The organism is Pseudotabrizicola sediminis (genome assembly GCF_004745575.1).
Taxonomy (GTDB): Bacteria; Pseudomonadota; Alphaproteobacteria; order Rhodobacterales; family Rhodobacteraceae; genus Pseudotabrizicola; species Pseudotabrizicola sediminis.
Map to the genome: position 1 here is coordinate 58,842 of NZ_RPEM01000004.1, position 22,759 is coordinate 81,600.

At 64.5% G+C, this 22,759-nt stretch carries 21 protein-coding genes; 12 read left to right on the plus strand and 9 right to left on the minus strand.

The genetic code is table 11. From position 1 onward, the window contains the following. Positions 1-70: 70 nt before the first annotated feature. Positions 71-1,297 (plus strand): glycosyltransferase family 4 protein, encoded by a 1,227-nt coding sequence (locus tag EEB11_RS07210; protein WP_135429764.1) that lies wholly within the window; start codon positions 71-73, stop codon positions 1,295-1,297. Then, positions 1,294-2,085, plus strand: coding sequence for a glycosyltransferase family protein (locus EEB11_RS07215; RefSeq protein WP_135429766.1), 792 nt, complete (start codon positions 1,294-1,296; stop codon positions 2,083-2,085). Before EEB11_RS07210 ends, EEB11_RS07215 begins: the two co-directional genes overlap by 4 nt. Here EEB11_RS07215 and EEB11_RS07220 read toward each other — a convergent pair. Beyond that, the gene (locus tag EEB11_RS07220; protein WP_135429768.1) at positions 2,082-2,717 is read right to left on the minus strand and encodes an SGNH/GDSL hydrolase family protein; all 636 of its coding nucleotides are present in this window, start codon (positions 2,715-2,717) and stop codon (positions 2,082-2,084) included. The genes EEB11_RS07215 and EEB11_RS07220 overlap by 4 nt on opposite strands. Positions 2,718-2,848: 131 nt before the next feature. On the opposite strand from EEB11_RS07220, the gene trxA reads away from it, so the two are divergent. From trxA to EEB11_RS07240, 4 genes are all read left to right on the plus strand, one after another. Continuing rightward, entirely contained in the window at positions 2,849-3,757 is a 909-nt protein-coding gene (gene trxA / locus EEB11_RS07225) for a thioredoxin (RefSeq protein WP_135429769.1), read from the plus strand. A 27-nt stretch (positions 3,758-3,784) separates the two neighbouring features. Then, entirely contained in the window at positions 3,785-4,429 is a 645-nt protein-coding gene (locus EEB11_RS07230) for an LON peptidase substrate-binding domain-containing protein (protein WP_135429771.1), read from the plus strand. Continuing rightward, positions 4,426-4,638: a Trm112 family protein gene (locus EEB11_RS07235; RefSeq protein ID WP_135429773.1), complete on the plus strand. Its 213-nt coding sequence runs from the start codon at positions 4,426-4,428 to the stop codon at positions 4,636-4,638. The genes EEB11_RS07230 and EEB11_RS07235 overlap by 4 nt, the downstream gene beginning before the upstream one ends. A gap of 118 nt (positions 4,639-4,756) precedes the next feature. Next, entirely contained in the window at positions 4,757-5,191 is a 435-nt protein-coding gene (locus EEB11_RS07240) for a c-type cytochrome (protein ID WP_135429775.1), read from the plus strand. Positions 5,192-5,259: 68 nt separating this feature from the next. On the opposite strand, the gene EEB11_RS19525 is transcribed toward EEB11_RS07240, so the two are convergent. Then, a complete protein-coding gene (locus tag EEB11_RS19525) occupies positions 5,260-5,529 on the minus strand; it encodes an I78 family peptidase inhibitor (protein ID WP_167852688.1) in 270 nt (89 codons plus the stop codon). A 223-nt stretch (positions 5,530-5,752) separates the two neighbouring features. Between EEB11_RS19525 and EEB11_RS07250 the strand changes: the two genes are divergently transcribed. The 3 genes from EEB11_RS07250 to EEB11_RS07260 all read left to right on the plus strand — a co-directional run bounded on the left by EEB11_RS07250 (position 5,753) and on the right by EEB11_RS07260 (position 8,933). Next, entirely contained in the window at positions 5,753-6,883 is a 1,131-nt protein-coding gene (locus tag EEB11_RS07250) for an S-(hydroxymethyl)glutathione dehydrogenase/class III alcohol dehydrogenase (RefSeq protein WP_135429779.1), read from the plus strand. A gap of 172 nt (positions 6,884-7,055) precedes the next feature. Then, complete coding sequence (locus tag EEB11_RS07255) at positions 7,056-7,805, plus strand: NYN domain-containing protein (RefSeq protein WP_135429781.1); 750 nt, start codon at positions 7,056-7,058, stop codon at positions 7,803-7,805. Positions 7,806-7,886: 81 nt separating this feature from the next. Continuing rightward, positions 7,887-8,933 (plus strand): LLM class flavin-dependent oxidoreductase, encoded by a 1,047-nt coding sequence (locus tag EEB11_RS07260; RefSeq protein ID WP_135429783.1) that lies wholly within the window; start codon positions 7,887-7,889, stop codon positions 8,931-8,933. Between the two features lie 14 nt (positions 8,934-8,947). Here the strand turns inward: EEB11_RS07260 and EEB11_RS07265 are convergent, their stop codons facing one another. Next, complete coding sequence (locus tag EEB11_RS07265; protein ID WP_135429785.1) at positions 8,948-9,367, minus strand: GNAT family N-acetyltransferase; 420 nt, start codon at positions 9,365-9,367, stop codon at positions 8,948-8,950. Beyond that, a complete protein-coding gene (gene dapE, locus EEB11_RS07270) occupies positions 9,364-10,512 on the minus strand; it encodes a succinyl-diaminopimelate desuccinylase (RefSeq protein WP_135429787.1) in 1,149 nt (382 codons plus the stop codon). The genes EEB11_RS07265 and dapE overlap by 4 nt, the downstream gene beginning before the upstream one ends. A gap of 296 nt (positions 10,513-10,808) precedes the next feature. Here dapE and EEB11_RS07275 point away from each other — a divergent pair, with 296 nt between their 5' ends. Beyond that, on the plus strand, positions 10,809-12,389 hold the full coding sequence (locus EEB11_RS07275; protein ID WP_245298803.1) for a Hint domain-containing protein: 1,581 nt from the start codon (positions 10,809-10,811) through the stop codon (positions 12,387-12,389). Positions 12,390-12,392: 3 nt separating this feature from the next. After that, complete coding sequence (locus tag EEB11_RS07280) at positions 12,393-13,373, plus strand: Hint domain-containing protein (protein ID WP_135429789.1); 981 nt, start codon at positions 12,393-12,395, stop codon at positions 13,371-13,373. Here EEB11_RS07280 and EEB11_RS07285 read toward each other — a convergent pair. Further along, positions 13,370-13,705 carry a DUF8846 family protein gene (locus EEB11_RS07285; RefSeq protein WP_135429791.1) on the minus strand — a complete coding sequence of 112 codons (336 nt, stop codon included), beginning with the start codon at positions 13,703-13,705 and terminating at the stop codon, positions 13,370-13,372. The genes EEB11_RS07280 and EEB11_RS07285 overlap by 4 nt on opposite strands. 130 nt (positions 13,706-13,835) lie before the next feature. Then, positions 13,836-14,663, minus strand: a complete 828-nt coding sequence (dapD, locus tag EEB11_RS07290) for a 2,3,4,5-tetrahydropyridine-2,6-dicarboxylate N-succinyltransferase (RefSeq protein ID WP_135429793.1) — start codon at positions 14,661-14,663, stop codon at positions 13,836-13,838. A gap of 80 nt (positions 14,664-14,743) precedes the next feature. On the opposite strand from dapD, the gene EEB11_RS07295 reads away from it, so the two are divergent. After that, the gene (locus tag EEB11_RS07295) at positions 14,744-15,550 is read left to right on the plus strand and encodes an LOG family protein (RefSeq protein ID WP_135429795.1); all 807 of its coding nucleotides are present in this window, start codon (positions 14,744-14,746) and stop codon (positions 15,548-15,550) included. A gap of 24 nt (positions 15,551-15,574) precedes the next feature. On the opposite strand, the gene EEB11_RS20235 is transcribed toward EEB11_RS07295, so the two are convergent. The 3 genes from EEB11_RS20235 to EEB11_RS07310 all read right to left on the minus strand — a co-directional run bounded on the left by EEB11_RS20235 (position 15,575) and on the right by EEB11_RS07310 (position 22,721). Then, positions 15,575-19,426 (minus strand): translocation/assembly module TamB domain-containing protein, encoded by a 3,852-nt coding sequence (locus tag EEB11_RS20235; protein WP_135429798.1) that lies wholly within the window; start codon positions 19,424-19,426, stop codon positions 15,575-15,577. Then, the gene (locus tag EEB11_RS07305; RefSeq protein ID WP_135429800.1) at positions 19,426-21,276 is read right to left on the minus strand and encodes an autotransporter assembly complex protein TamA; all 1,851 of its coding nucleotides are present in this window, start codon (positions 21,274-21,276) and stop codon (positions 19,426-19,428) included. Before EEB11_RS07305 ends, EEB11_RS20235 begins: the two co-directional genes overlap by 1 nt. Positions 21,277-21,440: 164 nt before the next feature. Continuing rightward, the gene (locus EEB11_RS07310) at positions 21,441-22,721 is read right to left on the minus strand and encodes an ROK family protein (RefSeq protein ID WP_135429802.1); all 1,281 of its coding nucleotides are present in this window, start codon (positions 22,719-22,721) and stop codon (positions 21,441-21,443) included. Positions 22,722-22,759: the final 38 nt, after the last annotated feature.

The window sequence follows — 22,759 nt, forward strand, 5'->3', positions numbered from 1 at the left end:
AGTCCGTTGGTGTGCCTTTGGCACGTTGCACCTGCGCCAATTCCTATCGCCGTTTGCTGCGGAGTCTGCGTTGAAAATCGCCTATCTGGTGAACACCTATCCCCGCAACTCGCTTACCTTTATCCGGCGCGAGATTCTGGCGCTGGAGCGTCAGGGCTGGGATATTTACCGCTTTGCCCTGCGGTCAGATCGGTCGGCGCTGGTCGATCCGGCGGATATGGCAGAGGACGCGCGGACCGAGCATGTTCTGGAACTGGGGGCGGGCAAGCTGATGATGTCAGCCCTCGGCTGGATGGCAAAGCATCCTGTCGGCGCAGTGCGCGCAGTCGGCATGGCGCTGCGCTGCGGGGCGCGGGCCGATGGCGTGACACCGGGCACTGGGGGGCGGATGCGCCACCTGATTTATCTGGCAGAGGCGGCACATCTGGCGCGTCGCTGCCATGACCTGCGTCTGACACATCTTCATGCCCATTTTGGCACCAATTCCACCACCGTGGCCATGCTGTCGGCCATGATGGGCGGGCCGGAGTATTCCTTTACCGTCCACGGACCCGAAGAATTTGATGCGCCCCGAACCCTGTGTCTGGGCCTCAAGGCCGACCGGGCCGCCTTTGCGGTTGCGATTTCCAGCTTTGGGCGCAGTCAGTTGTGCCGTTGGACCGCTGCCGGAACCTGGCCCCGGCTGCACGTGGTGCATTGCGGGATCGAACCCTGGCGCTTTCCCGATCCGACCCCGATGCCTGCGGGGGGGCCGCATCTGGTGGCCATCGGGCGGCTGTCTGAACAAAAGGGCTTTGCGCTGCTGATCGAGGCGGTGGCGCAGGCGGTGCAGACCCTGCCCGACCTGCATCTGACGCTGGTGGGCGATGGCGCATTGCGCCCGCAGATCGAAGCGGCCATCGCCGGCCACGGATTGGGCCGCCATGTCACCCTGACCGGCTGGCTGGACGAGGCGCGGGTGCGCGAGGCGCTGGGAGGCGCGCAAGCGCTGATCGTGCCATCCTTTGCCGAAGGTTTGCCGGTGGTGATCATGGAGGCCATGGCTGCAGGACGCCCGGTGATCGCCACGTCGATTGCCGGTATCCCCGAGCTGGTGACGCCCGATACCGGCTGGCTGGTGCCTGCGGGCAATGGGGCGGCTTTGGCACAGGCGATGCAGGACATGGCCTCCACCCCGCCCGACCGGCTGACAGCGATGGGACAGGCGGCGCGCCTGCGGGTTCTGGACCGGCACGACATCAACCACGAGGCGGAAAAACTGACCGAGCTTTTTGCCAGCAAAGGCCATGTGGGATGACCGCTTCACTTGTCATTGCCTGCGCCAGCAATTCCGATGCCATTCTTGCGGCGAATCTGGCAGCCTCGCCCCTGCTGGCGGGGGGTGTTCCCCTGCACGTTCAGCGCGGCGCACCCTCTGCGGCCATCGCCTATAACCGCGCAATCGATGCGACGGACAGCGACCTGATCCTGTTCGTGCATCATGATGTCTACCTGCCAAAGGGCTGGGATATCTTGCTGGAACGGCGGCTGACCGACCTTGCACAGCGTCATCCCGACTGGGCATTGGCCGGGGCGTACGGGGTGGCGGCAGATTATCGGCAGTTCGGGCCGGTCTGGACGTCATCGCTGGGGGAGATCATCGGGCGCGTGCCGTTGCAGCCGGAGCCGGTGGTCAGCTTTGACGAAATGCTGATCCTCTTGCGCCGGTCGTCCGGCCTGCGGTTCGACGAAACCCAGCCTGGCTGGCACATGTATGGCACCGACATCGTCTGCCACGCGCGCGCATCGGGCAAGGGGGCCTATGCAGTGGGGTTGCCCTGTATTCACAATGACCGGTTTCACGATGCCTTGGGAATGGATTTCACCGAAAGCTATCGCTGGATGCAGACAAAATGGCCGCAGTTCCTGCCGATCCAGACCCCTGTCACCAAGCTGAGCCGGTCTGGGCTGCACCTGATGCGCGAACGCTGGAACATGCGCAAATCGTTGGCAATGCGTGAGGGCGGCGCGGTGCACACCGGCGCACACCCGGCAGAGCTTGCGGCGCGCTGCGGTTGGGCCGACCTGACGCCATCGGCGGTCTAAAGCTGCCCGACAGCCTCGGCCACGGCAAGACCAAGGGCGGCGTGGGCCTCGGGTTCGAAGTGGATGCCATCCTGCGGGCTGACCGCGATGATCTGTCCCGCATCCAGAAAGCCAAGACCCCGCGCCTGCGCCAAAGCCTGATAGCGTTCGGCAAGCCCGGTGCTGCGGGCGGTCGCCCCCAGAAATTCACCGGCGATTGGCCCCACCTCGGCCACCGGGGGCGGGCAGATCAACAGCACCCTGAACCCGCCGTGCCGGGCCTGCATCTCAAGGCTGAGCGCGATATCGACCAGCCCGGCCACCCCGGCCGTCACCGCCTCGGGCGTGGCGGAAAACCGTGCCTTCACGTCATTGGTGCCCAGCATGATCGTCAGCACATCGACCGGGCCATGGCTTTGCAGGGCGATCTTCAGCCCGTCTTGCCCGTTCATGTGCGCGCCTATCACCGGATCGGGAAACTGCGCCGTACGCCCGGGCAGGCCTTCTTCGGCCAGTTCCCAGCCCACGCCCAAGGCGCGCAAGCAGACCTGCGGCCAGCGCACCCCCGGACCGAAGCGGTGGTATTCGCCCCGCGTGACAATGGGCGGCGTGCCATGGGTGTTGCTGTCACCAAAGGTCATCAGAAACGGCATCGCATCCTCCATCGCTGTGCTGCGCACAGGCTACGGGCAGAATGTGCCGTCGTAAATGCCCCTAAACCCCTTGGCCTTTGCGCGCACCATGCGCATATAAGGACCTGATTTCAGCCGGAAGAGGGACCTTCATGTTCAGCCTTGGTGACAAGCCCACCGCCGCACCGAAAAACGACCTGATCAAGGACACGACAGAGGCCACGTTCATGGCCGACGTGATCGAGGCCAGCCGCGACGTGCCGGTGATCGTTGATTTCTGGGCCCCGTGGTGCGGCCCGTGCAAAACGCTTGGCCCGGCGCTAGAAGCGGCGGTACAGGCCGAAGGCGGCAAGGTCCGTATGGTCAAGGTCAACGTCGATGAAAACCAGATGATCGCAGGCCAGCTGCGGGTGCAGTCGATCCCCACCGTGTTTGCCTTCTGGCAGGGCCAGCCGGTAGATGGCTTTCAGGGCGCGGTGCCGGGATCGGAAATCAAGAAATTCATCGATCGGATCAAGGCCCTTGGTGGCGATGGTGGTCTGGCCGAAGCGATCGAGGCGGCAGAGCAGATGCTGACCGAAGGCGCTGCGGTGGATGCGGCCGAGACTTTCGCCGCCATCCTCGAGGAAGAGCCGGAAAATGCCGCCGCCTATGGCGGGCTGATCCGCACCCATCTGGCGCTTGGCAATCTGGAACAGGCCGAGGTGCTGGCCGCCAATGCCCCCAAAGCCATCGCCACCGCCAAAGAGGTTGAAGCGGCCCGCGCCCAGATCGAACTGGCCAAACAGGCGGCGAATGCCGGCCCGGAACAAGATCTGCAAAACGCGGTCGAGGCGGACCCCGCCGATCATCAGGCCCGGTTCGACTATGCCGCTGCGCTGCTGGCGGCAGGCAAGACCGAAGCCGCGGTCGATCAGTTGCTGGAACTGTTCCGGCGTGACCGCGAATGGAATGACGGCGCGGCCCGCACCCAGCTTTTCACTATTTTCGATGCGCTGGCGGCCAAAGATCCCATCGTCATGAAAGGGCGGCGCAAACTGTCGTCGATGATATTTGCCTGACGCCGTTTCCGGCCTAGGTGGAAAGACATGATGAACGCATCTGACTTGCCCGACACAATTCCGGTTTTCCCGCTGCCAGGTGCCCTGATGCTGCCCCGGGCGCGGCTGCCGCTGCACATCTTTGAACCGCGCTATCTGGCGATGGTGGAAGACTGCATGAAAACCAAAACGCGGCTGATCGGCATGATCCAGACGCGCGAAACGCCGGGTGGGGAAAAGCGCCTGCAGTCCATTGGCTGTGCGGGCCGGTTGACGGGGTTTTCGGAAACCGAAGACGGGCGCTACATGATCACACTGTCGGGCATGTCGCGGTTCCGGGTGCGCGAAGAGGTGCAGGGTTTTGCCCCCTATCGCCGCTGTCTGGTCGACTGGTCGTCATTCGGCAGCGACCTGAACCGCGAGGATGAAAGTGATCCGGGTTTTGACCGCCCGGCCTTTCTGGCGGTTCTGGGGCGGTATCTGACCACGCTGAACCTTGCCACCGACTGGGACAGCCTGAAAGAGGCCGAAGCCGAACTGTTGATCAACTCGCTGTCGATGCTGTGCCCCTTCACACCCGAAGACAAGCAGGCCCTGCTGGAGGCTCCGTCGCTGTCCACCCGGCGCGAAACGCTGGTGACGCTGATCGAATTCGCCTTGCGGGGCGGCGCTGATGACGAGGTGATGCAATGACCGAAACAACCGCGCGTGAAGGTGCCGCCGGCACCGCGCAGACCGTGGACCCGCGCATGCTGGAAAGTCTGATCTGCCCGGTCAGCCATGCCGTGCTGACCTATGACGCCGCCGCGCAGGAGCTGGTGTCCAAAGCGGCCCGTCTGGCGTTTCCGATCCGCAACGGCATTCCGGTGATGCTGCTGAGCGAAGCCCGCGCGCTGGAGTGACGGCAGACTGGCCCTGATGACGTTCTCGTGATCTGCAAGCGATCTACGACAACGTCACTTCCGCGATGCAAACCTGCACATATACTGCGCCGGAAGTATCAGCCAGGAGCCAGAATCCATGAAATTAATCTCGAAAAGCCTGATTGCCGGACTTTTGCTTGTTGCCGGTGTCGCTGTCGCCAAAGAGGGCGTGCAGGACCCGACCGTGAAGGCCCGGATGGACCTGATGAGCACCATTGGCATGAACGTCAAGGTTCTGGGCGACATGGCGACCGACAAGGTGGCTTTTGACGCCACCGCCGCCGCCGCCGCACAAGTGGCTCTGGTCGCCGCTACGGCCGATATCGCCGCGAAGTTTGAACCGCAGGCGACCGACCCGGTGGCCGAAGCCAAACCCGAGGTCTGGACCAACTGGGATGATTTCGTAGCCAAGGCCGAGGTGCTGGAAGCCGCTGCAACCGCGCTGGACCCAAGCTCGCTTGACGGGGTTAAGGCCGGGATGGGGGCCGTCGGTGGCACCTGCCGCGACTGCCATTCCACATACCGGATGTAAGTCAGTCCCGTCTGTTCAAGGAAAGGCCCCCTTTTGTCGGGGGCCTTTTGCCACTCAAATCCGCCCGTTCAGCTGCAATGCACGCGCGAGATCCGCTCGGTGCGGTCAATCTCGATGTTCAGCCGGTCAACCCGGTAATCCATCGTTACCGCCGTATCCGGGCGGATGATCCGGGTTTGCTGACCGAACTTCATCGTTTCCAGAACCGAGGCTGGCTGGCCCACCAGCCCCTGCAGCGCATTTGCACCACAGCTGGAAAGGTCAGGGCCATCCGGCACGACGGGCTGGCACGCTGCCAGAGCGGCCACAATACATCCTGCAAAGGCTGCGTGTTTCATACTGGTCTCCATTCTTCGGCGGCAGCTTGGGTGCCGGGCCGCACCTGCCCAAGCATTTGGCCATTCCCGCTGCCCGTCTTCAACCCCTGCCGTGCGCACAGGCGAAAGCCTGCGCAGCCATGGCTTTACGGCCTTGGACAGAAGTGGAAATTCCCGACGCAGGGTCTTGCCTTGGCAGGCAGTTTCCCGCAGCCTGTCGCCAAACCGAAACAGGAGAATACCCATGCGCACCCGTGCCGCCGTTGCCCTTGCCCCCGGCAAACCGCTGACCGTGATGGAGGTCAATCTGGCCGACCCCAAAGAGGGTGAGGTGTTGGTGGAAATCAAGGCGACCGGCATCTGCCACACCGATGAATTCACCCTGTCGGGTGCCGACCCCGAAGGGCTGTTCCCCGCCATTCTGGGGCATGAAGGTGCCGGCGTGGTCATTGCCTGCGGACCGGGGGTGAAAAGCCTGAAGCCCGGCGACCATGTCATCCCGCTCTACACCCCCGAATGCCGCCAGTGCCCCAGCTGTCTGAGCCAGAAGACCAACCTGTGCACCGCGATCCGTTCCACCCAAGGCCAGGGGTTGCTGCCCGATGGCACCACGCGGTTTTCCATGCTGGATGGCACGCCAATCCATCACTACATGGGCTGCTCGACCTTCGCCAACCACACCGTGGTGCCGGAAATCGCGCTGGCAAAGGTGCGCAAGGATGCGCCGTTTGACAAGATCTGCTACATCGGTTGTGGCGTCACCACAGGCATCGGCGCCGTGATCAACACCGCCAAGGTGGAGATCGGGGCCAAGGCGGTGGTGTTCGGTCTGGGCGGCATCGGGCTGAACGTGTTGCAGGGGCTGCGGCTGGCCGGGGCCGACATGATCATCGGGGTCGACATCAACAATGACCGCAAGGAATGGGGCGAGCGGTTCGGGATGACGCATTTCGTCAACCCCAAAGAGATCGAAGGCTCGGTCGTCCAGCACATCGTCGATCTGACCAAGACGCCCTTCGACCAGATCGGCGGCGCGGATTATTCGTTCGACTGCACCGGCAATGTGAAGGTGATGCGCGACGCGCTGGAATGCACCCACCGCGGCTGGGGCCAAAGCATCATCATCGGCGTCGCCCCGGCGGGCGCCGTGATCGAGACGCGCCCCTTCCAGCTGGTGACCGGGCGGGTCTGGAAAGGCACTGCCTTTGGCGGCGCGCGCGGGCGCACGGATGTGCCGACGATTGTGGACTGGTACATGGATGGCAAGATCCAGATCGACCCGATGATCACGCATACGCTGGCACTGGAGGACATCAACAAAGGGTTTGACCTGATGCATTCCGGCGAAAGCATCCGGTCTGTCGTGATCTACTAAGGCTGACGTTGACCGGGGGGTTTCACACCCCCCGGCCCCCCGTGGGATATTTTTCAACAGGTAATAAGAAGTGACGGGATGGTGGGACTCCCGATGCGCTGGCACTGGCCTGTCAGCTTGAGGCTTTCCATGGGCGGGCCAAAATGCGACAAGCGGCGGAATGGAGAGACCAATGCCTGAAACCCGTACCCCCCGCCTTTGCGTTCTGATCGACGCCGACAATGTTCCCGCCAGCTATGCCGAGGCGATCTTTGAAGAGATCGCCGCGCTGGGTGAAGCGTCCGTCCGCCGGATCTATGGCGACTGGTCGGCGCAGCGATTGGGCGGCTGGGCCAAGAAGGTCGCGGCGCTTGGTCTGGTGGCAGATCAGCAGTTTTCCAACACCAAGGGCAAGAATGCGTCAGACATCGGGCTGGTGATCGCCGCGATGGATTTCCTCCATTCCGGCCTATTCGATGGCTTTGTGCTGGTATCGTCAGACAGTGATTTCACCCGGCTTGCCGCACGCATCCGCGAGCAGGGTCTGGACGTTTATGGCATCGGCGAGAAAAAGACGCCTGAGGCATTCCGCATGGCCTGCAAGCGGTTCATCTATGTGGAAAACCTGAACACCCCTGCCGAGGAAGCGCCGCGCAGCATGTTCCGCAGCGAGACAGTGGAAGATGCCCCGCCACCACGCCCCGGCACCAAGGAAGCCCCGTCCGGGGCCATTCCGCTGATCGTCGCCGCGATGCGGGCCATCGACCCGGATGGCGAATGGTATACGCTGGGGCCTTTGGGCCAGTTCATCACCCAGGCCAACCCGGATTTCGACACCCGCACCTATGGCGCGGCCAAGCTGTCAGATCTGGTGCGCCGCCTGCCCCGGTTCGAGGTGCGGCAAAGCCCGAGTGGCCAGCTGGAACTGCGCGACCTGTCCTGACGCGCACAGCTGCCGTGCGGGCCGGCACCTTTGCACCGACTGCGGCCTTGCCTATGGTGATGCAAAGAGCAGGAGGCCGGTATGGGCGAGATTTCCTTGGGGCTGGACACGTTCGGCGATGTGAACCGTGGCGCGGACGGGCAGATGTTGCCGATGGCCCAAGTGCTGCGCGACGTGGTGGAACAGGCGGTGCTGGCTGATCAGGTGGGCATTGACTTCATCGGGCTTGGCGAACACCACCGCGATGATTTCGCCATTTCTGCGCCCGAGATTGTGCTGGCCACCATTGCGGGGCGCACCAGCCGCATTCATCTTGGCACCGCCGTGACCGTGCTGTCGTCGGATGACCCGGTGCGGGCGTTCCAGCGGTTTTCCACCCTGAATGCTGTGTCGAATGGCCGGGCCGAGGCCATTCTGGGCCGTGGATCGTTCAGCGAAAGCTATGCGTTGTTTGGCTATGACATGGCCAATTACGATCAGCTGTTCGAGGAAAAGCTGGACCTGTTCGCGCGTCTGGTGCGCGAGAAAAAGGTCAGCTGGAAGGGCGAAACCCGCGCCCCGCTGAAAAATCAGGTGGTCTACCCGCCATTGGGGCCAAAGGGGCTGACCACATGGGTCGGTGTTGGCGGCAGCCCGGAGTCGGTGGTGCGGGTGGTGCGGCAGGATCTGCAGCTGATGCTGGCGATCATTGGCGGCGATCCGGCGCGGTTTGTGCCCTATATCGATCTGTATCACCGCGCTGTGGCGTCGATGGATGCAAAGGTGCGCCCGATTGGTGTGCATTCCCCCGGTTTTGTCGCCGCGACGGACGGGGTGGCGCAAGAGGCGCTGTGGCCGCATTACCGCGAGATGTTCGGCCGCATCGGGCGAGAACGGGGCTGGCCGCCGGTCACCAAGGACAAGTATCTGGCCGAGATCGAGCATGGCTCGCTGTATGTCGGCAGTCCGGAGACGGTCGCGCGCAAGATCGCAAAGACGGTGCGGACATTGAAGATTCAGCGCTTTGACATGAAATACGCGACCGGCCCGCAGCCGCATGGCGATCTGATGGCGTGTATCCGGCTGTATGGTCAGACCGTCATTCCGATGGTGCGCGACATGCTGGCCAGCGACCGCGCGGTAGCCTGAAGGCAAGTCTGCCGCTACAGCGCCAGTACCATGTCGCGGTGCGGGATGCCCGCGTCGTCGTAAACCGGGCCTTCGGCGGTGAAGCCCAGGCGTTCGTAGAAACCCAGAGCATGTGTCTGCGCGCCGAGTTTGGCGCGGCTTATCCCGGGCCAGCGGCGGAGTTCCTCTACCGCGCCCCTTACAAGGGCCGCGCCGAGACCGGTGCCGCGTGCGGCAGGCAGAACGCAGACGCGGCCGATCTTGCCGGTGTCGCCGGACAGCAGCAGCCGGGCAGAGCCCATGGGGATGCCATCGACCATCGCAAGCAAATGAATGGCCTCGTCATCCTTGTCGTCCACCTCGTCTGCCTCGGACACGCCCTGTTCCTCGATGAACACGGTGCGGCGCAACTGGCGGCAGGTGGCGATGTCGCGGGTGGGGGCGATGTGGATCATGCGAAGTAGTCCTGCAGGATGCGGGTGTAGATGGTCTTGAGCTGGTGGATCTGCGCGACCTCTACCCGTTCATCGACCTGATGCATGGTCTTGCCCACCAGACCGAATTCCACCACCGGGCAATGGTTTTTGACAAAACGCGCGTCCGACGTGCCGCCAGAGGTAGAGGCCACGGGCGTGCGCCCGGTGATCGCCTGCACGGCGTGGGCGATCAGGGCCGAGAAATCTCCGGGCGGGGTCAGGAAACTTTCGCCCGAAATCTGCACCCGAAGGTCAATCTGCACCCCGGTTTCCTGCGCCACGGCCTGCGCATGATCTTGCAGCCAGCGGGTCAGGCTTTCCCCGGTATGCAGGTCGTTGAAGCGGATGTTCACAGTGGCCGAGCCCCGCGCCGGGATCACGTTATTGGCCGGATTGCCGCAGTCGATGGTGGTGATCGCCAGCGTTGAGGCGTCGAAATGGGCGCTGCCTTGGTCCAGCGGTTTTTCCTCCAGCCGGGAAAGCAGCCTGACCAGCGCCGACATCGGGTTCTTGGCCCGGTGCGGATAGGCCGAATGGCCCTGCACCCCGGTGGCGGTGATAAAGGCGGTCATGCTGCCGCGGCGGCCGATCTTCATCATTTCGCCCATGTCATTCGGGCAGGTCGGCTCGCCCACAAGGCAATGTGTCATCCGTTCGCCCTGCCCGGCCATCCAGTCCAGCAGGGCCATGGTGCCATCAACCCCCACCCCTTCCTCATCGCCGGTGATGGTCAGGATCACCGCGCCATCTGGCGGGGTATCGCGCACGAAATCCACCGCTGCCGCGACAAAGGCCGCCACGCCGGATTTCATGTCAGTCGTGCCCCGGCCATACATCCAGCCATCGACCACTTTGGCCCCGAACGGGTCTTGCGTCCAGGCGGCGGCGTCGCCCACCGGCACCACATCGGTGTGACCGTTGAAGCCGAAACTGCGGTTGGCCCCGCGTGTGCCCCAGCGGGCGAACAGGTTGGGCACGCCGCCCCGGTCCACCCGGGTGCAGGTGAAACCTGCTTCGGTCAGCACACCTTCGAGCAAGACCAGCGCGCCCCCCTCTGCCGGGGTCACCGAAGGGCAACGCACCAGATCGGCGGTCAGGGCAACAGGGTCAATGGGACTGGTCATCTTGGCTCTCCGGCAGCGGTGATGCAGGCATACCCACAGGGCGCGCGCGCTGCAACTGTCTGCAGCGCGGCCACCTATTGTTGCCGCCAAGACACGTTCGGCCCCAGCCCCACGGGCCTGCCATTCTTGCGGGCAGAAATGTGGATGACTTGCGGCAGGACTCTGTTAACCTTCGTTAAAATTTAGATCCCAGAGGCAGGGCAGAGCAGGGTCAACGTACCCATTCACGACAAACGCTCCGGCAGGCATTCGCCTGACCGCTTACAATGCTCTGTCTCCAACGGGGGGAGGCAGTCTTGGCGACAGGCGCAGAACTGAACTACAACGTCAACGCAAACGCAATGGCGATGGCGAATGCAATGTTCGGCGATGGTGTGACCGTCGTGGGAGCAAGCTATACCGGGCCGCGCGAAAGTTCGGCCACCTTTACCAATGGCGACCTGTCCCCCGGCGTGCTGCCATCCTCTTCCGGGGTGATCCTGTCGACCGGCAACGTGCGGGATTTCACCCAGTCCGGCGGCGACCCCAACCGCGCCACCGACACCTCGACCGACACGTCGGGCATAGACAACAACAGCCAGTTCAATGCCATCGCGGGGGCTCGCACCTTTGATGCCGTCTGGATTGATGTGGACTTCATCCCCGCCGGCGATGTCATGACCATGCGGTTCGTCTTCAGCTCGGAAGAATACCCGGAATACGTGAACTCGGCGTTCAACGATGTGATGGGCGTCTGGGCCAACGGCACCTATGTGCCGATCGCGATAGGGAACGGCACCTCGTCGATCAACAACATCAACCCGATGACCCAGCCGAACCTGTTCATCAGCAACCTGAACGACGAGTACAACACGGAAATGGACGGGTTCACGGTCACCATGACCCTGACCATTCCGGTGCAGGCCGGGGTGGTGAATTCGCTGCGCATCGGAATCGCCGACACCGGCGATGCGCGATACGATTCAAACCTGATCATTGTGGGCGACAGCATCCAGACCACGCTGGTCGCCCGCGACGATGAAGACACCATGTTTGCCACCGGCGAGAAGACTTTCGACATTTTGGCCAATGATCATTACAGCGGCGCGGGAACATTGAACGTCACCCAGATCAACGGTGCCAACGTGTCGCCCGGGCAGGTTGTGACATTGGCATCTGGTCAGCAGGTGCAGCTGAATGCCGATGGCACCATCACGGTGATCGGCAATGGCGACAGCGAGCAGGTGAATTTCACCTATACCGTCGCCTCGACCATTGGCGGCCATGTCGACACCGGGATCGTCAAGATCACCACGATTCCCTGCTTTGTCGCGGGCACGATGATCCTGACCGACAAAGGGGAATGCCCGGTTGAGTCGCTGCGCCCCGGCGATCTGGTGATGACAAAGGATGACGGCCCCCAACCGCTGCGCTGGACCGGGCGGCGGCAAGTGGCTGCAGTGGGGGCACTGGCACCCATCGAGATCAGGGCCGGCACCTTTGGCAACCATCGCCGGCTGCTGGTGTCGCCGCAGCACCGGGTGCTGGTGCATGACCCGCTGGCCGAACTGCTGTTTGGCGAAACCGAGGTGCTGGTCGCGGCGCGCGATCTGGTCAACGGTCGGGCGGTGCGGGTGATGGAGGGGGGCGCGGTAGACTATGTGCACCTGCTGTTTGACCGACATCAGATCGTCTCTTCCGAAGGGTTGGCGACCGAGAGCTTTTTGCCCGGGCCGCAATCGACGCGGATGTTCGAGGCCGAGATCATCGAAGAAATCTGCAGCCTGTTCCCCGAGCTGAACCCGCAGACCGGTGGCGGCTACAGCCCGGCGGCCCGGCGGACGCTGCGGCCGTTCGAGGCGCAGCTGCTGTTTGCAGCGGCGGAAAAGGCGGCGTGATCCATGGGTGACTGGCTGGCGCTGTCTGATCTGGCCCTGCCCGGGGGCGATACCCGCCCGCTGGAACAGGGGCTGTTCATCTGCGAGACAGCCCTGCCGCTGGGCGAGGGCTCTGTCTTGCTGCAATGGCAGGACGGCCCACAGCGCAGTTTTTCAATCTTTGCCGATCCGCGGGCCGGAATTGTGGTGCTGCACCGCGCGGGGCAGTTGGTGCGGCGGCACGTTTTGCCGGGGCCTTTGCCGTTCGGGCAAGGCAGCGCGCGGATCACCTATGGCTGGAGCCGCCACACCGGCGCGTGGCGGCTGAGTTACGGGCGGATCGGACTGGGCGAGGAGTGCACCATCGCGGGTGTCGGACCAATTGCGCTGTCACCACACGAACTGGCGGGGCTGTGCCGGCGTGACGGCGCCGCGCTGCGGCACCGGTCGCTGCTGTGGTTCGGGGTGACGCAAGGTGCCCGCCCGCCGGAACGCGCGCCGTGGCTGGGCCTGCGCACGCCGGTTCAGACCGCGCGGGGGCCGGTGGCGGCGGGGGCGCTGCGGGTGGGGGAACTGGTGCGGACGGCGGACAGCGGGTTGCAGCCGGTCTTGCGGGTGAACCGGCTGCGGCTGCCCAGCCGGGGCAGCTTTGCCCCGGTGATCCTGCGCGCACCCTTTCTGGGTCAGGGCAGCGATGTGCTGCTGTCGGCAGACCAGCTTGTCGTGCTGAGCGGGGCCGAGGTGGAGTATATGTTTGGGGTCGAAGAGGTGCTGGTCAGCGCCGGGGCGTTGGCGAACGGCACCATCGGGCGGCTGGACGGGCGGCAGGCGGCGATTGATTGCGTGGCGCTGGACCTTGGTCTGCCCGAACTGCTGCTGGTGGACGGCCTGAGGCTGCTGAGCCACGGGGCGCTGGCCGAGCCGCCGCTGCAGGTGCTGCTGCCCTATGAGGCGCAGCAACTGGTCAGCCTGATGGCCCGGCGGAGCCTGTTTGGGGCCGCCTAATCGTAAAGGGCGGTCATCTGGGCCACGATGACCGAGTTTTCTTCCAGCGCGCGCAGCATCAGCGCCTCTTCTTCGGGCGGGATTTCGGCCCCGGCCTCTTTTTGTTCATCCAGCGAGCCGTGGCCTTCCACCTCCAGCACGGCAAGGTCGGCCTGTTTGAGGATGGCCACGGTTTCACGCACCGCCTCAGCCTCGTCGACGCCACTGGCATAGCACATAAGCGCCCCGCCGGTGGCCTTGGCGGGCAGGTCGTCGCCGGGCTTGCGGCCGACCTGAACCAGCAAGGTATAGACCTGCTGGCGGCTGGTCTTGGCGGGTTTATCGTCAGTCATGGCAGGGCCTTTCGGGGATGCGCACACAGGGGAAAACCTGTCATATCCAATGATATCAATATATTGAATCTGACACTTCAACCAGATCTCAACATTTCCCACAGCCCGAAGGCTGGGGGAAACAGAAAGATCAGTCGCGCAGCAGTTCGTTGATGCTGGTCTTGCTGCGGGTCTGGGCGTCGACCTTCTTCACGATCACGGCGCAATAGAGGCTGATGCCGTTCTTTGATGGCATCGATCCGGCCACCACCACCGACCCGGCGGGCACTTCGCCGTACATCACTTCACCCGATTCACGGTCGACGATCTTGGTCGATTTGCCGATGAACACGCCCATGCCGAGCACCGAGCCTTCGCGGATGATGCAGCCTTCGACCACTTCCGACCGCGCGCCGATAAAGCAGTTGTCTTCGATGATGGTGGGGCCGGCCTGCATCGGTTCCAGCACGCCGCCGATGCCGACGCCGCCAGACAGGTGCACGTTCTTGCCGATCTGCGCGCACGACCCCACGGTGGCCCAGCCATCGACCATGGTGCCTTCATCGACAAAGGCGCCGATGTTCACGAAAGAAGGCATCAGCACCACGTTTCTGGCGATATAGGCCGACCGGCGGACGATGGCACCGGGCACGGCGCGAAAGCCTGCGGCGCGCCAGTCGGCCTCGGTCCAGCCCTGCCATTTCGACGGCACCTTGTCCCACCAGTTGGACCCGCCGTTGCTGCCCGAAATTTCGTGCATGTCGGTCAGGCGGAACGACAGGAGCACCGCCTTTTTCGCCCATTGGTTCACGTGCCAGTCACCGTTGTCGCGCTTTTCCGCGACCCGCAGCGTGCCTGCGTCAAGCGCTGTCAGCGTCGCCTCGATGGCATCGCGCGTCTCGCCCTTTGTGTCGGGGGTAATGCTGTCGCGGGTTTCCCATGCGGCTTCGATGGCGGCTTCCAGAGCGGCGTTTGACATGCTGTCACCCTTTTTCGGTTGGTCCTGTTGCGCCCTGCCTATAAGGCTTGGATCACCCTCACGCAATGCAAGAGCACCTTATGAAAGACGAACCCCGCGCCCACCCGTTCCGCGACTCGGTCGAGGATGTGAAAGCGGCTGACCTGTGCCCCGACACCATCCAGACCCGCGCCCCTGCCTACCGGCTGGCCTTTGCCGACCCGGATTTCATGACGCGCGAGGAATTGCGCCCGGTGCGATTGCAGCTGGAACTTCTGAAACCTCAGGTGGTGATGGACGAACGTGGCATTGAATCGACCATCGTGCTGTTCGGCGGCGCACGGATTCCAGCCACCCCTGAGTTGGGGCGCACGCCCGCGCTGTCGGCGCTGTCGGCCTATTATGACGAGGCGCGGCGGTTTTCCAAGCTGATGACCGAGCGCAGCATGGAAAGCTATGGCCGGGAAAACGTGATCATAACCGGCGGCGGGCCGGGGGTGATGGAGGCGGGCAATCTGGGCGCGCATGAGGCCGGGGGCCAGTCGATTGGCCTGAACATCGTGCTGCCGCATGAACAGGCACCGAATGCCTATGTGACACCGGACCTGTGTTTCAACTTCCACTACTTCGCCATCCGCAAGATGCATTTCCTGATGCGGGCCAAGGCAATCTGCGTGTTTCCGGGTGGCTTCGGCACGCTGGACGAGATGTTCGAGGCGCTGACACTGATTCAAACCCGGCGGATGAAGCCGATCCCGTTCTTGCTTTTCGGCCGGGCGTTCTGGGAAAAGATCATCAACTGGGATGCGCTGGCCGAGGCCGGCACGATCAGCCCCGAGGATCTGGCGCTGTTCCGCTTTGTGGAAACCGCAGAAGAGGCGGTGGCGGCGATCGATGGCTGGATTTAGGCACAGCCTTCACTCGTCGCGCCGTCAATAATCGCGTTCATAAAACAGGCCGATGCCGGTGTTGCCATCGGCCCCGACCCTGCCCTTGAGCGTGACCGTGTCGCTGATATCAAGGTTCAGGTTGATCTGGCTTTTGCCGTCCTGATCGACCACAACTTCGGAATAGACGTTTTCCGACAGGTACTTGCCCGCGGTCAGCTGTGCCGCACCTTCGGCATCGGTCTGCACGTCCAGATCGTCGAGGCCAAAGCCCTGACGCAGCCGGCTGATCAGCCCTTCGCCGCTGCGGCCGGCGAGGGTGGCAACCGCATTGGCCAGTTGCAGCCCTTGCAGCGCCGACAGCGAGTCGAGGCGGCGGCCGAACAGAAGCTGCGACAGCGCCTCTTCCTGCGGGAGTTGCGGGTTGGAGGTGAAGCTGACCTGCGGATCGCTGGCCGAGCCGTCGATCACCACCGAACTGGTCACGTTGTCATTCACGCTGCTGGCCACCACGCGCAGGCGGGGGTCGAAATTTCCTTCCAGCTGCAAGGAGGCTTCGGAGAGGTCGAGGCGGCGGCCCAGAATATCGAGGCGGCCGCGGATCAGGTCGAACGAGCCTGCGGGGATGATGTCGGTGGTGGTGCCGGTCAGGCGCAGGGTGCCGCCCAGTTCGGCATCCAGCCCCCTGCCCCGGATGAACAGCTGGTTCGGGGCCGAAATTTCGATGTCCAGATCGAAGGGGCGGGCGGCGCTGCGGCGGGCGGCTTCCCCCGGGTCGGCAATAAGGCCCGCGCGGCGGCGGGTTTCTCGCACGGGGGCGGGTTCGCCGATGTGCTGCAACCCATCGATCAGTTCCTGCCCGCCAAGGCCGGTGGCGGCGATGCGGATCTCGGTCTGCGGCAGGGCGATCCGGCCAGCGATCAGCGCGCCGCCCGCAAGCGGCCCGGTGAGGCTGAGCTGGCCATTGGCGAGGGTCTGGTACAGCTGCGGATCGCGCAAGGTGACGCTGGACAGCGCCAGGCCAAGGTCGGCCCGGTAGGGGGCGGTAAGGTTTATGGGGCCAGTCAGGCTGACCCGCCCGCCGGTGGAGACGGCGGCGGCGGCACTGATCTGGGCAGAGCCGCCCGACAGGGTGGCGGTGGCGTCGATGGCCTGCAGAGAGAACGGCAGGGACGGGTCGGCAAGGGTGCCGCCCGACAGGCTGACGCGGCCTGCCAGTGAGGACAGTACGAAGGGACCGCTGAGCCTCAGGTCGATGGCCAGCGGACCGGAGATGACACGGCTGCCGAGGAAGGGATTGGCGAGACCAGCCTGCGACGTGCCTTGCACGGTCAGGTTGGCGGTAGCGAAATCGCTGGCGATCTGGCCTGCGACGCGGGCGTTGATGCTGCCGGGACCGGTGCCGGTCAGCGCGAGGGTATAGCCGCTGCCGCCATCAACCGCGGTGCCCGACAGGGTGACGGGGCCGGGGAATTCCGGCAGCAGGGCGCCAAGGTTGGCCAGCCGCGCCGACAGGTCGATCTGACGCTGTGTGCCGGTCAGGCGGCCCGTGGCATTGGCGGTGATCTGCGGGCTGGTGAGGGTAAGGCTGTCAAGCCGGACCAGACCATCTTCCAGCCGCAGGGCGGCGTTGAAGGTCGAATCGCCCGCCAGCAAACGGTCGGCCTGCGCCTGCCCGGTGCGCAGGGCATTTGTAGTGGCGTCGAGGGTGAGGGTGGCGGTTTCAGCGGTGCCGGCGAAGGTGGCGTTGGCGGCCATGCTGCCGCCAAAGCCGTCGCGCAGTCGGGCCAGATCCTGCACGGTCAGCTGGGCGGTCACATCACTGCCGGTGGTGGCAAGGGTTCCGGTGGCGGCGATGGCGGCGCCGGGGGCGGTGACATTCAGCTGTTCGACAACCAGCGTGGAGTCGACCAGATCGGCGACAAGCGAAAGCTGCGATGCACCGTTCAGCAGGCGGTCCACCTCGGGCTGACCGATGCGCAGCGAGGTGGCTTCCAGATCGGTGACGATCCGGGCCTGACCGCTGGTCAGCGGGCCGGACAGCCGCATGTCGCCACTGATGGCACCGCCGTACTCAGACCCAAGCCGGGACAGATCATCCATCCGCAGGGTCAGGGTCAGGTCGGCGAGGTCAGAGGTAAGGGTGCCAGAGCCATCGGCCGCAAGCGCCGGTGCGCGGATGGCAAAGCTGCGCAGCACGGTGCCGGTGGTGTCGCGGCGGACATCGAGCGCGATGCTGGACGGGCCTTGCAGCAGATTGTCGGCTTGCGGGATATCCAAGGTAAGGTTCTGGCCGTCGATCCGGGCCTGAACGTCGAAATCGCCGCCCAGCGGGCTACCCTGCCCCGACGCGGTGATGGTGCCGCGCCCCGACAAAGGCCGACCGGCGAGGCCCGACAGCGGGGCCAGATCGGTGGCGTCGATGCGCAGGCGGCCACTCGTGCGGAAGCCATCTTCCAGCCCGGAAATTTCTCCGCCTGCCGACAGGGTGACCGGCCCGGCGGCCAGGTCAAGTACGCCGATCTGGGTAACGCCGGTGCCTTCCTGCCAGAACAGGCGGGTCGATGCGGTGATGGTGTCACCAATCGCCATCGACAGGCCGGGGTCTTGCAAGGCTATGCCGGTGCCGTTGAGCGTGAAGGTGCCGCCGATCACCCGGCCCTGCGCCCCGCGCGCGATCCGGCCAGAGCCGCGCAGGTCGGCCCGCGCGATCTGCGCCTCGGGGGTCACCACATCTTCGGCGTCAATCACCACGCGCCATGTCTCATCCGTTCGGGCATCGTAAGTGACTTCCAGCCTTGCGGCGCGGAGCGAGACCCCGGCATCAAAGCCGGGGATGACAACGGCGTTTCCATCGGGGTCGCGCAGAAAACCGTTGAGCATGATCACCTCGGGCAGGCCATCGGCGGCGATGCTGGTCTGGCCGCGCAGCTCAACGGACCGGGCGCGCAGATCAAGCGCGGACAGATCGAGGCGACCGGTCGCACTGCGCTGGCCAGTGACGTTCAGCGTGAGCGCGTCACCAAGGAAACCGGCATACTGGGGCAGGAACAGCGGGGCCAGATCGCCGCCCAGATCGGCGTTGAACCTGGTGCCGCCATCCTCGGTGCCCAGCAGGGTGACCGTTCCGGCCAGCCGCTGGGCATTATCACTGGTCAGGTTGACCTTGGCGGCGAAGTTGTTCAGCGGGCCTGCGCCGTTGATCTGAAGCCCCACGGCAGGCGCGCCGGGCAGGTCGAGCAGCGTGGCCGCGATGCCGCCTGCCTCTTCCACCACGTTCAGATCAAGCGAGAGCCGGGTGGTTGCATTGGCGTAAGAGGCCGAAAGCTCGATCAACCCCTCTGGGCCGCTGTCGGTGCGGGTAATGGTCAGGTCTGCCGCGCCTTCGCCCCCCGCGAGCGATACCGACGCCTGAATGCTGCCTTCAACAGGTTGACCCAGCAGCGATTCCCCCAGCACCACGCGGTCAGCCGCGAGGCTGGAGATGTTGACCGACACCGGCAGGTCGGGCAGGGCAAAGCCCGATGCCTCGGGATTGGCCATCGACTCATCCGCCAGCGGCGCGCGGGCGACGATGATTTCGCCTGCCGTCAGTTCGGTGATCTGGACCCGACCGGCCAGCAGCGACGAGCGGGACCAGTCCAGCACGATATCGTTCAGCGTCAGCCAGACGCCATCATCATCGGCGATGGTCAGTTGGGTGGCGGTGGCGCGCGATGACAGGGCACCTTCGAACCCGCGCAGGGTGATCTGGCGGCCCGCGCCGGACAGGTTGTCTTCCAGAAAGGCGACGATCGTGCCGCGATCGGTGCGTTCGGCCTCGGTCAGCGGTTCATCATCCTGGGCGAAGGCCATGCAGGGCGCGACGATCAGGGCAAGGGGAAGGAGCCAGCGCATCAGAATGCCTGCCCCAGACCGACGTAGATCTGCACGCCCTTGCCGGTATTGCCACCGACCGGGGCAGCGACATCCAGCCGGATCGGGCCGAAGCCGGTGGCATAGCGCACACCCAGCCCGGCCCCGGCGTGCCAGTCGCCCGCCGGATTCAAAAAGCTGTTGAAGTCCACCCGGCCCGCATCGACAAATCCGACCAGACCGATGTTGCCCGACACCTTGGCGCGCAGTTCGAGCGAACTGCCCACGAAATGTGTACCGCCGATCTTGAAGGTATTGCCGTCGAGCTGGATGTTCACGCCCAGCGCCTGAAATGGCTGGCCCCGCACCGTGCCGCCACCGCCCGAATAAAACAGATCGTCGCGCGGCGTGTCCGAAATGCCCGCGCCAGAGACGATGCCCGCCTGTATCCGGGCGGCAACAACAAAGCGGTCATCCTCGCCAAAGCCGCGATAGCCGCGCAAATCGGCGGTGGCGCGCACGCCTGACCCGGTGGTGCCGAAGCCAAGGAAAGGTTTTACCTCTGCCTCGATGAAATAGCCGCGCGTGGCATCGTTCTTGTCGTTGCGGCGATCCCATGTCAGGGCGACCGGCAGCGACAGGCTGCGGAAGCGGAAATCGTTGAAACTGCTGCGGTCGTCTGAAATTTCGGTGCCGTCGATGATGCTGTATGCCAAGTCAACGCGACCGGTCAGGCTGTCGGAAAACACATGAGTAAAGCCAATGCCAAGCCGGGCCAGATCGGCGCGGAAATCCGGTTCGTCCAGATGGCGGATTTCGCTGGAAAAACGCGCAGTGGTATCGGGGGTCAGGGTGGCGGGCCGGTCGATGGTCAGTTTCAGACCATAGTCCATGCCATTGCCACTGGCCCCGATGTTGGTGACCGAGCCTTCGAGGCGCAGCCGTTCTGCCCCGCCCAGAAGGTTGCGGTGCATGAAGGCGGCGGACAGATCCAGCCCTTCGAGGCTGGACACTTCCGCCCCGAAGCTGAGGTTGCGGGGCTTTTCCTCGACCACGGTGATGGTGGTGCCCAACAGGTCGGGGCGGGTGATGCCTTCGTCTTCGGTAATGGTGACGGAAGCGAAGGTGCCGGTGCGGCGCAGCCGGCTTTCGGCGCGGGCCACTTCGGCGGGGTCATAGGTTTCACCCTGCGGGATGCCGGCGATCTTGCGCACGCGGTTTTCGCGGGTGCGGCTCTGGCCGGTGACATCGACAGGTCCAAAGCGCAGGCGCGGGCCGGGGTCGATGCCGACGCGGGCCGACAGGGTGCGGTTGGGGTGGTCGGCCACAACATCCTGACCGGTGACGCGGGCCTTGGCGTGGCCCCGCCCCCGCCAGCCATCCATGCCCGCAGTCACGGCCTGACGCACCAGCCCGCTCTGCGCGGGTTCGCCCGGGGCGAAGCCATCGGGAAGCTCGGTTTCCGGGGCCAGCGGGACAATGGCGGTCTGGCCAAAGCGGAACTGCGGGCCGGGATCAACCCGCACCACAATGCTTGAGACACGCTGCGGGGCATCAAGGGGCGCGATCCCCGCCGCCTCGCGCCCGTCGAGCAGGACGGACACCACGGCGGAGTAGTGGCCTTGGGCATAAAGCGCGCCGACAAGGCGGCCATATTCGGCACGGGCGGCGGCAAGCACCTGATCGGGCCGGTCTTCTTCATTTTCGAGGGCCAACAGGCCGGACGCCGCGCGCAATGCATCATTCAGATTGTCAGACGCGGCGGAGACCTGAAACTGCACCCGATCCAGCGCGTGGCCGGTCTGCCCCAGCGTCAGCGCGACAGCAAGGAAGGCCACAAAGGGCAGGCGGGACAGGGCGTGTCTGCGCTTTGGATATCTGCACTGTGTCACTGGAAACCTCACGCGTGGTTAGCGCGACTATCGCAACAGCCGCAGCGATGTGCAATCAAGCGCTTGTCTTGCGCAGGTTTTGACGCATCACATTTTGCGTGAATCGGAGGGTATTGCATAAATGACGCGGGTCGTTTGTCCTGCGACAACCGGGGTCGGGCGGGCTATTGCGCCGCAATCTCGCGGTTGGCGGACAGCAGGCTTTCGCTGACCGCCGACAGCGCCAATGCCGCCGCACCATGCGCCCAAAGCCGGACGCCCCAGGCGTGAATCTCGATCGGCGGACGGGGGCGGCCGGTGTTGATCATCAGGTTGTCCATCTCGGCCAGCGTTTCGGCGGCGTAGAGATAGTCATAGCGCATCCGTTCTCCCGACAGGATGATCAGCGCGGGGTCGAACAGGTTGACGACATTGGAAAGACCCACCGCCAGATAGCGCCCGGCGCGGCGAAAGATGCTGCGCGCGGTGGCATTGCCGGCCTTGGCGTGGTCATACAGGCTTTCGAGCAGGACGGCGATGCTTTGGCCTTCCTTGTGGCCCCAATTCAGCGCCGTGGTCGCCTCGCGCGCAAGGGCATAGTCGGCCACGTAAGCTTCCAGACAGCCGCGCTGGCCGCAGCGGCACAGCGCACCGTCAAGCTGCACCTTGGTGTGGCCCAGTTCAAGCCCGACCCGCTGCGCGCCGCGATAGATGCGGTGGTTCATCACAAAGCCCATGCCGACGCCGTGTTCGATGGTGACCACGGCAAAATCGGACAGGCCCCGCCCCGCGCCGAACCACAACTCGGCCATGGCGACGAGGTTGGTTTCATTGTCGACCCAGACCGGCAGGCACAGCCGCGCGCTGGCAAGTGCCGCCAGCGCCACATTGCGGGTGTCGAGCAGCGGGGTCCACAGCACGACACCTTCGGCACTGTCGACAAAGCCCGGAATGCCCATCCCGACGCCCGACAGATCGGCCCGGCGGATGCCGGCCTTGTCGCAGGCGCGGTCCAGAAGGGTTTCGATCACGACCAGCAATTCGGCCACGGTCATCGGGCCAGGGCGACGGGGGATCGATTCTTCGGCGATCAGCTTGCCTGCGAAATCCACGATCACAGCGGTCTGCTCGCGGTCTGAGATCTTCATCCCCGCAACCCGGTGCGCCGAGGCACGCACGCCAAGCGCCACGGCAGGACGGCCGCGCACGGTTTCGCCATCGCGTGGCGGGGTGGCCACCTCTTCGATCAGGCCCGATTCGATCAGTTCAGAGGTGATCGTGGTCACAGAAGCCGGGCTGACACCCAGATCTTTCGCCACCTGCACACGCGCAATCAGCCCGGCGGCACGGACACATTCGAACACCTGCTGACGCAAAGGCCGCAGCGCATCGGACAGGGGCGGGATCAGCGGCCCCACGCCCTTGCGTCCGTCGCCCGTGTCGCCCCCAGCATATTGCGTGAACATTTATTCGATACCCTAACTAAATCGCACCAAGATGGTCC

What these genes read in the sequence shown, in the direction of transcription:
- EEB11_RS19525 (WP_167852688.1), bottom strand. Translation starts at nt 5,529, where the DNA reads ATGAAACACGCAGCCTTTGCAGGATGTATTGTGGCCGCTCTGGCAGCG.
- dapE (WP_135429787.1), bottom strand. Translation starts at nt 10,512, where the DNA reads ATGACCAGTCCCATTGACCCTGTTGCCCTGACCGCCGATCTGGTGCGT.
- EEB11_RS07260 (WP_135429783.1), top strand. Translation starts at nt 7,887, where the DNA reads ATGGGCGAGATTTCCTTGGGGCTGGACACGTTCGGCGATGTGAACCGT.
- EEB11_RS07220 (WP_135429768.1), bottom strand. Translation starts at nt 2,717, where the DNA reads ATGCCGTTTCTGATGACCTTTGGTGACAGCAACACCCATGGCACGCCG.
- EEB11_RS07250 (WP_135429779.1), top strand. Translation starts at nt 5,753, where the DNA reads ATGCGCACCCGTGCCGCCGTTGCCCTTGCCCCCGGCAAACCGCTGACC.
- EEB11_RS07235 (WP_135429773.1), top strand. Translation starts at nt 4,426, where the DNA reads ATGACCGAAACAACCGCGCGTGAAGGTGCCGCCGGCACCGCGCAGACC.
- EEB11_RS07310 (WP_135429802.1), bottom strand. Translation starts at nt 22,721, where the DNA reads ATGTTCACGCAATATGCTGGGGGCGACACGGGCGACGGACGCAAGGGC.
- EEB11_RS07265 (WP_135429785.1), bottom strand. Translation starts at nt 9,367, where the DNA reads ATGATCCACATCGCCCCCACCCGCGACATCGCCACCTGCCGCCAGTTG.
- EEB11_RS07280 (WP_135429789.1), top strand. Translation starts at nt 12,393, where the DNA reads ATGGGTGACTGGCTGGCGCTGTCTGATCTGGCCCTGCCCGGGGGCGAT.
- EEB11_RS07215 (WP_135429766.1), top strand. Translation starts at nt 1,294, where the DNA reads ATGACCGCTTCACTTGTCATTGCCTGCGCCAGCAATTCCGATGCCATT.
- EEB11_RS20235 (WP_135429798.1), bottom strand. Translation starts at nt 19,426, where the DNA reads ATGCGCTGGCTCCTTCCCCTTGCCCTGATCGTCGCGCCCTGCATGGCC.
- EEB11_RS07295 (WP_135429795.1), top strand. Translation starts at nt 14,744, where the DNA reads ATGAAAGACGAACCCCGCGCCCACCCGTTCCGCGACTCGGTCGAGGAT.
- EEB11_RS07230 (WP_135429771.1), top strand. Translation starts at nt 3,785, where the DNA reads ATGATGAACGCATCTGACTTGCCCGACACAATTCCGGTTTTCCCGCTG.
- EEB11_RS07255 (WP_135429781.1), top strand. Translation starts at nt 7,056, where the DNA reads ATGCCTGAAACCCGTACCCCCCGCCTTTGCGTTCTGATCGACGCCGAC.
- EEB11_RS07285 (WP_135429791.1), bottom strand. Translation starts at nt 13,705, where the DNA reads ATGACTGACGATAAACCCGCCAAGACCAGCCGCCAGCAGGTCTATACC.
- trxA (WP_135429769.1), top strand. Translation starts at nt 2,849, where the DNA reads ATGTTCAGCCTTGGTGACAAGCCCACCGCCGCACCGAAAAACGACCTG.
- EEB11_RS07240 (WP_135429775.1), top strand. Translation starts at nt 4,757, where the DNA reads ATGAAATTAATCTCGAAAAGCCTGATTGCCGGACTTTTGCTTGTTGCC.
- dapD (WP_135429793.1), bottom strand. Translation starts at nt 14,663, where the DNA reads ATGTCAAACGCCGCTCTGGAAGCCGCCATCGAAGCCGCATGGGAAACC.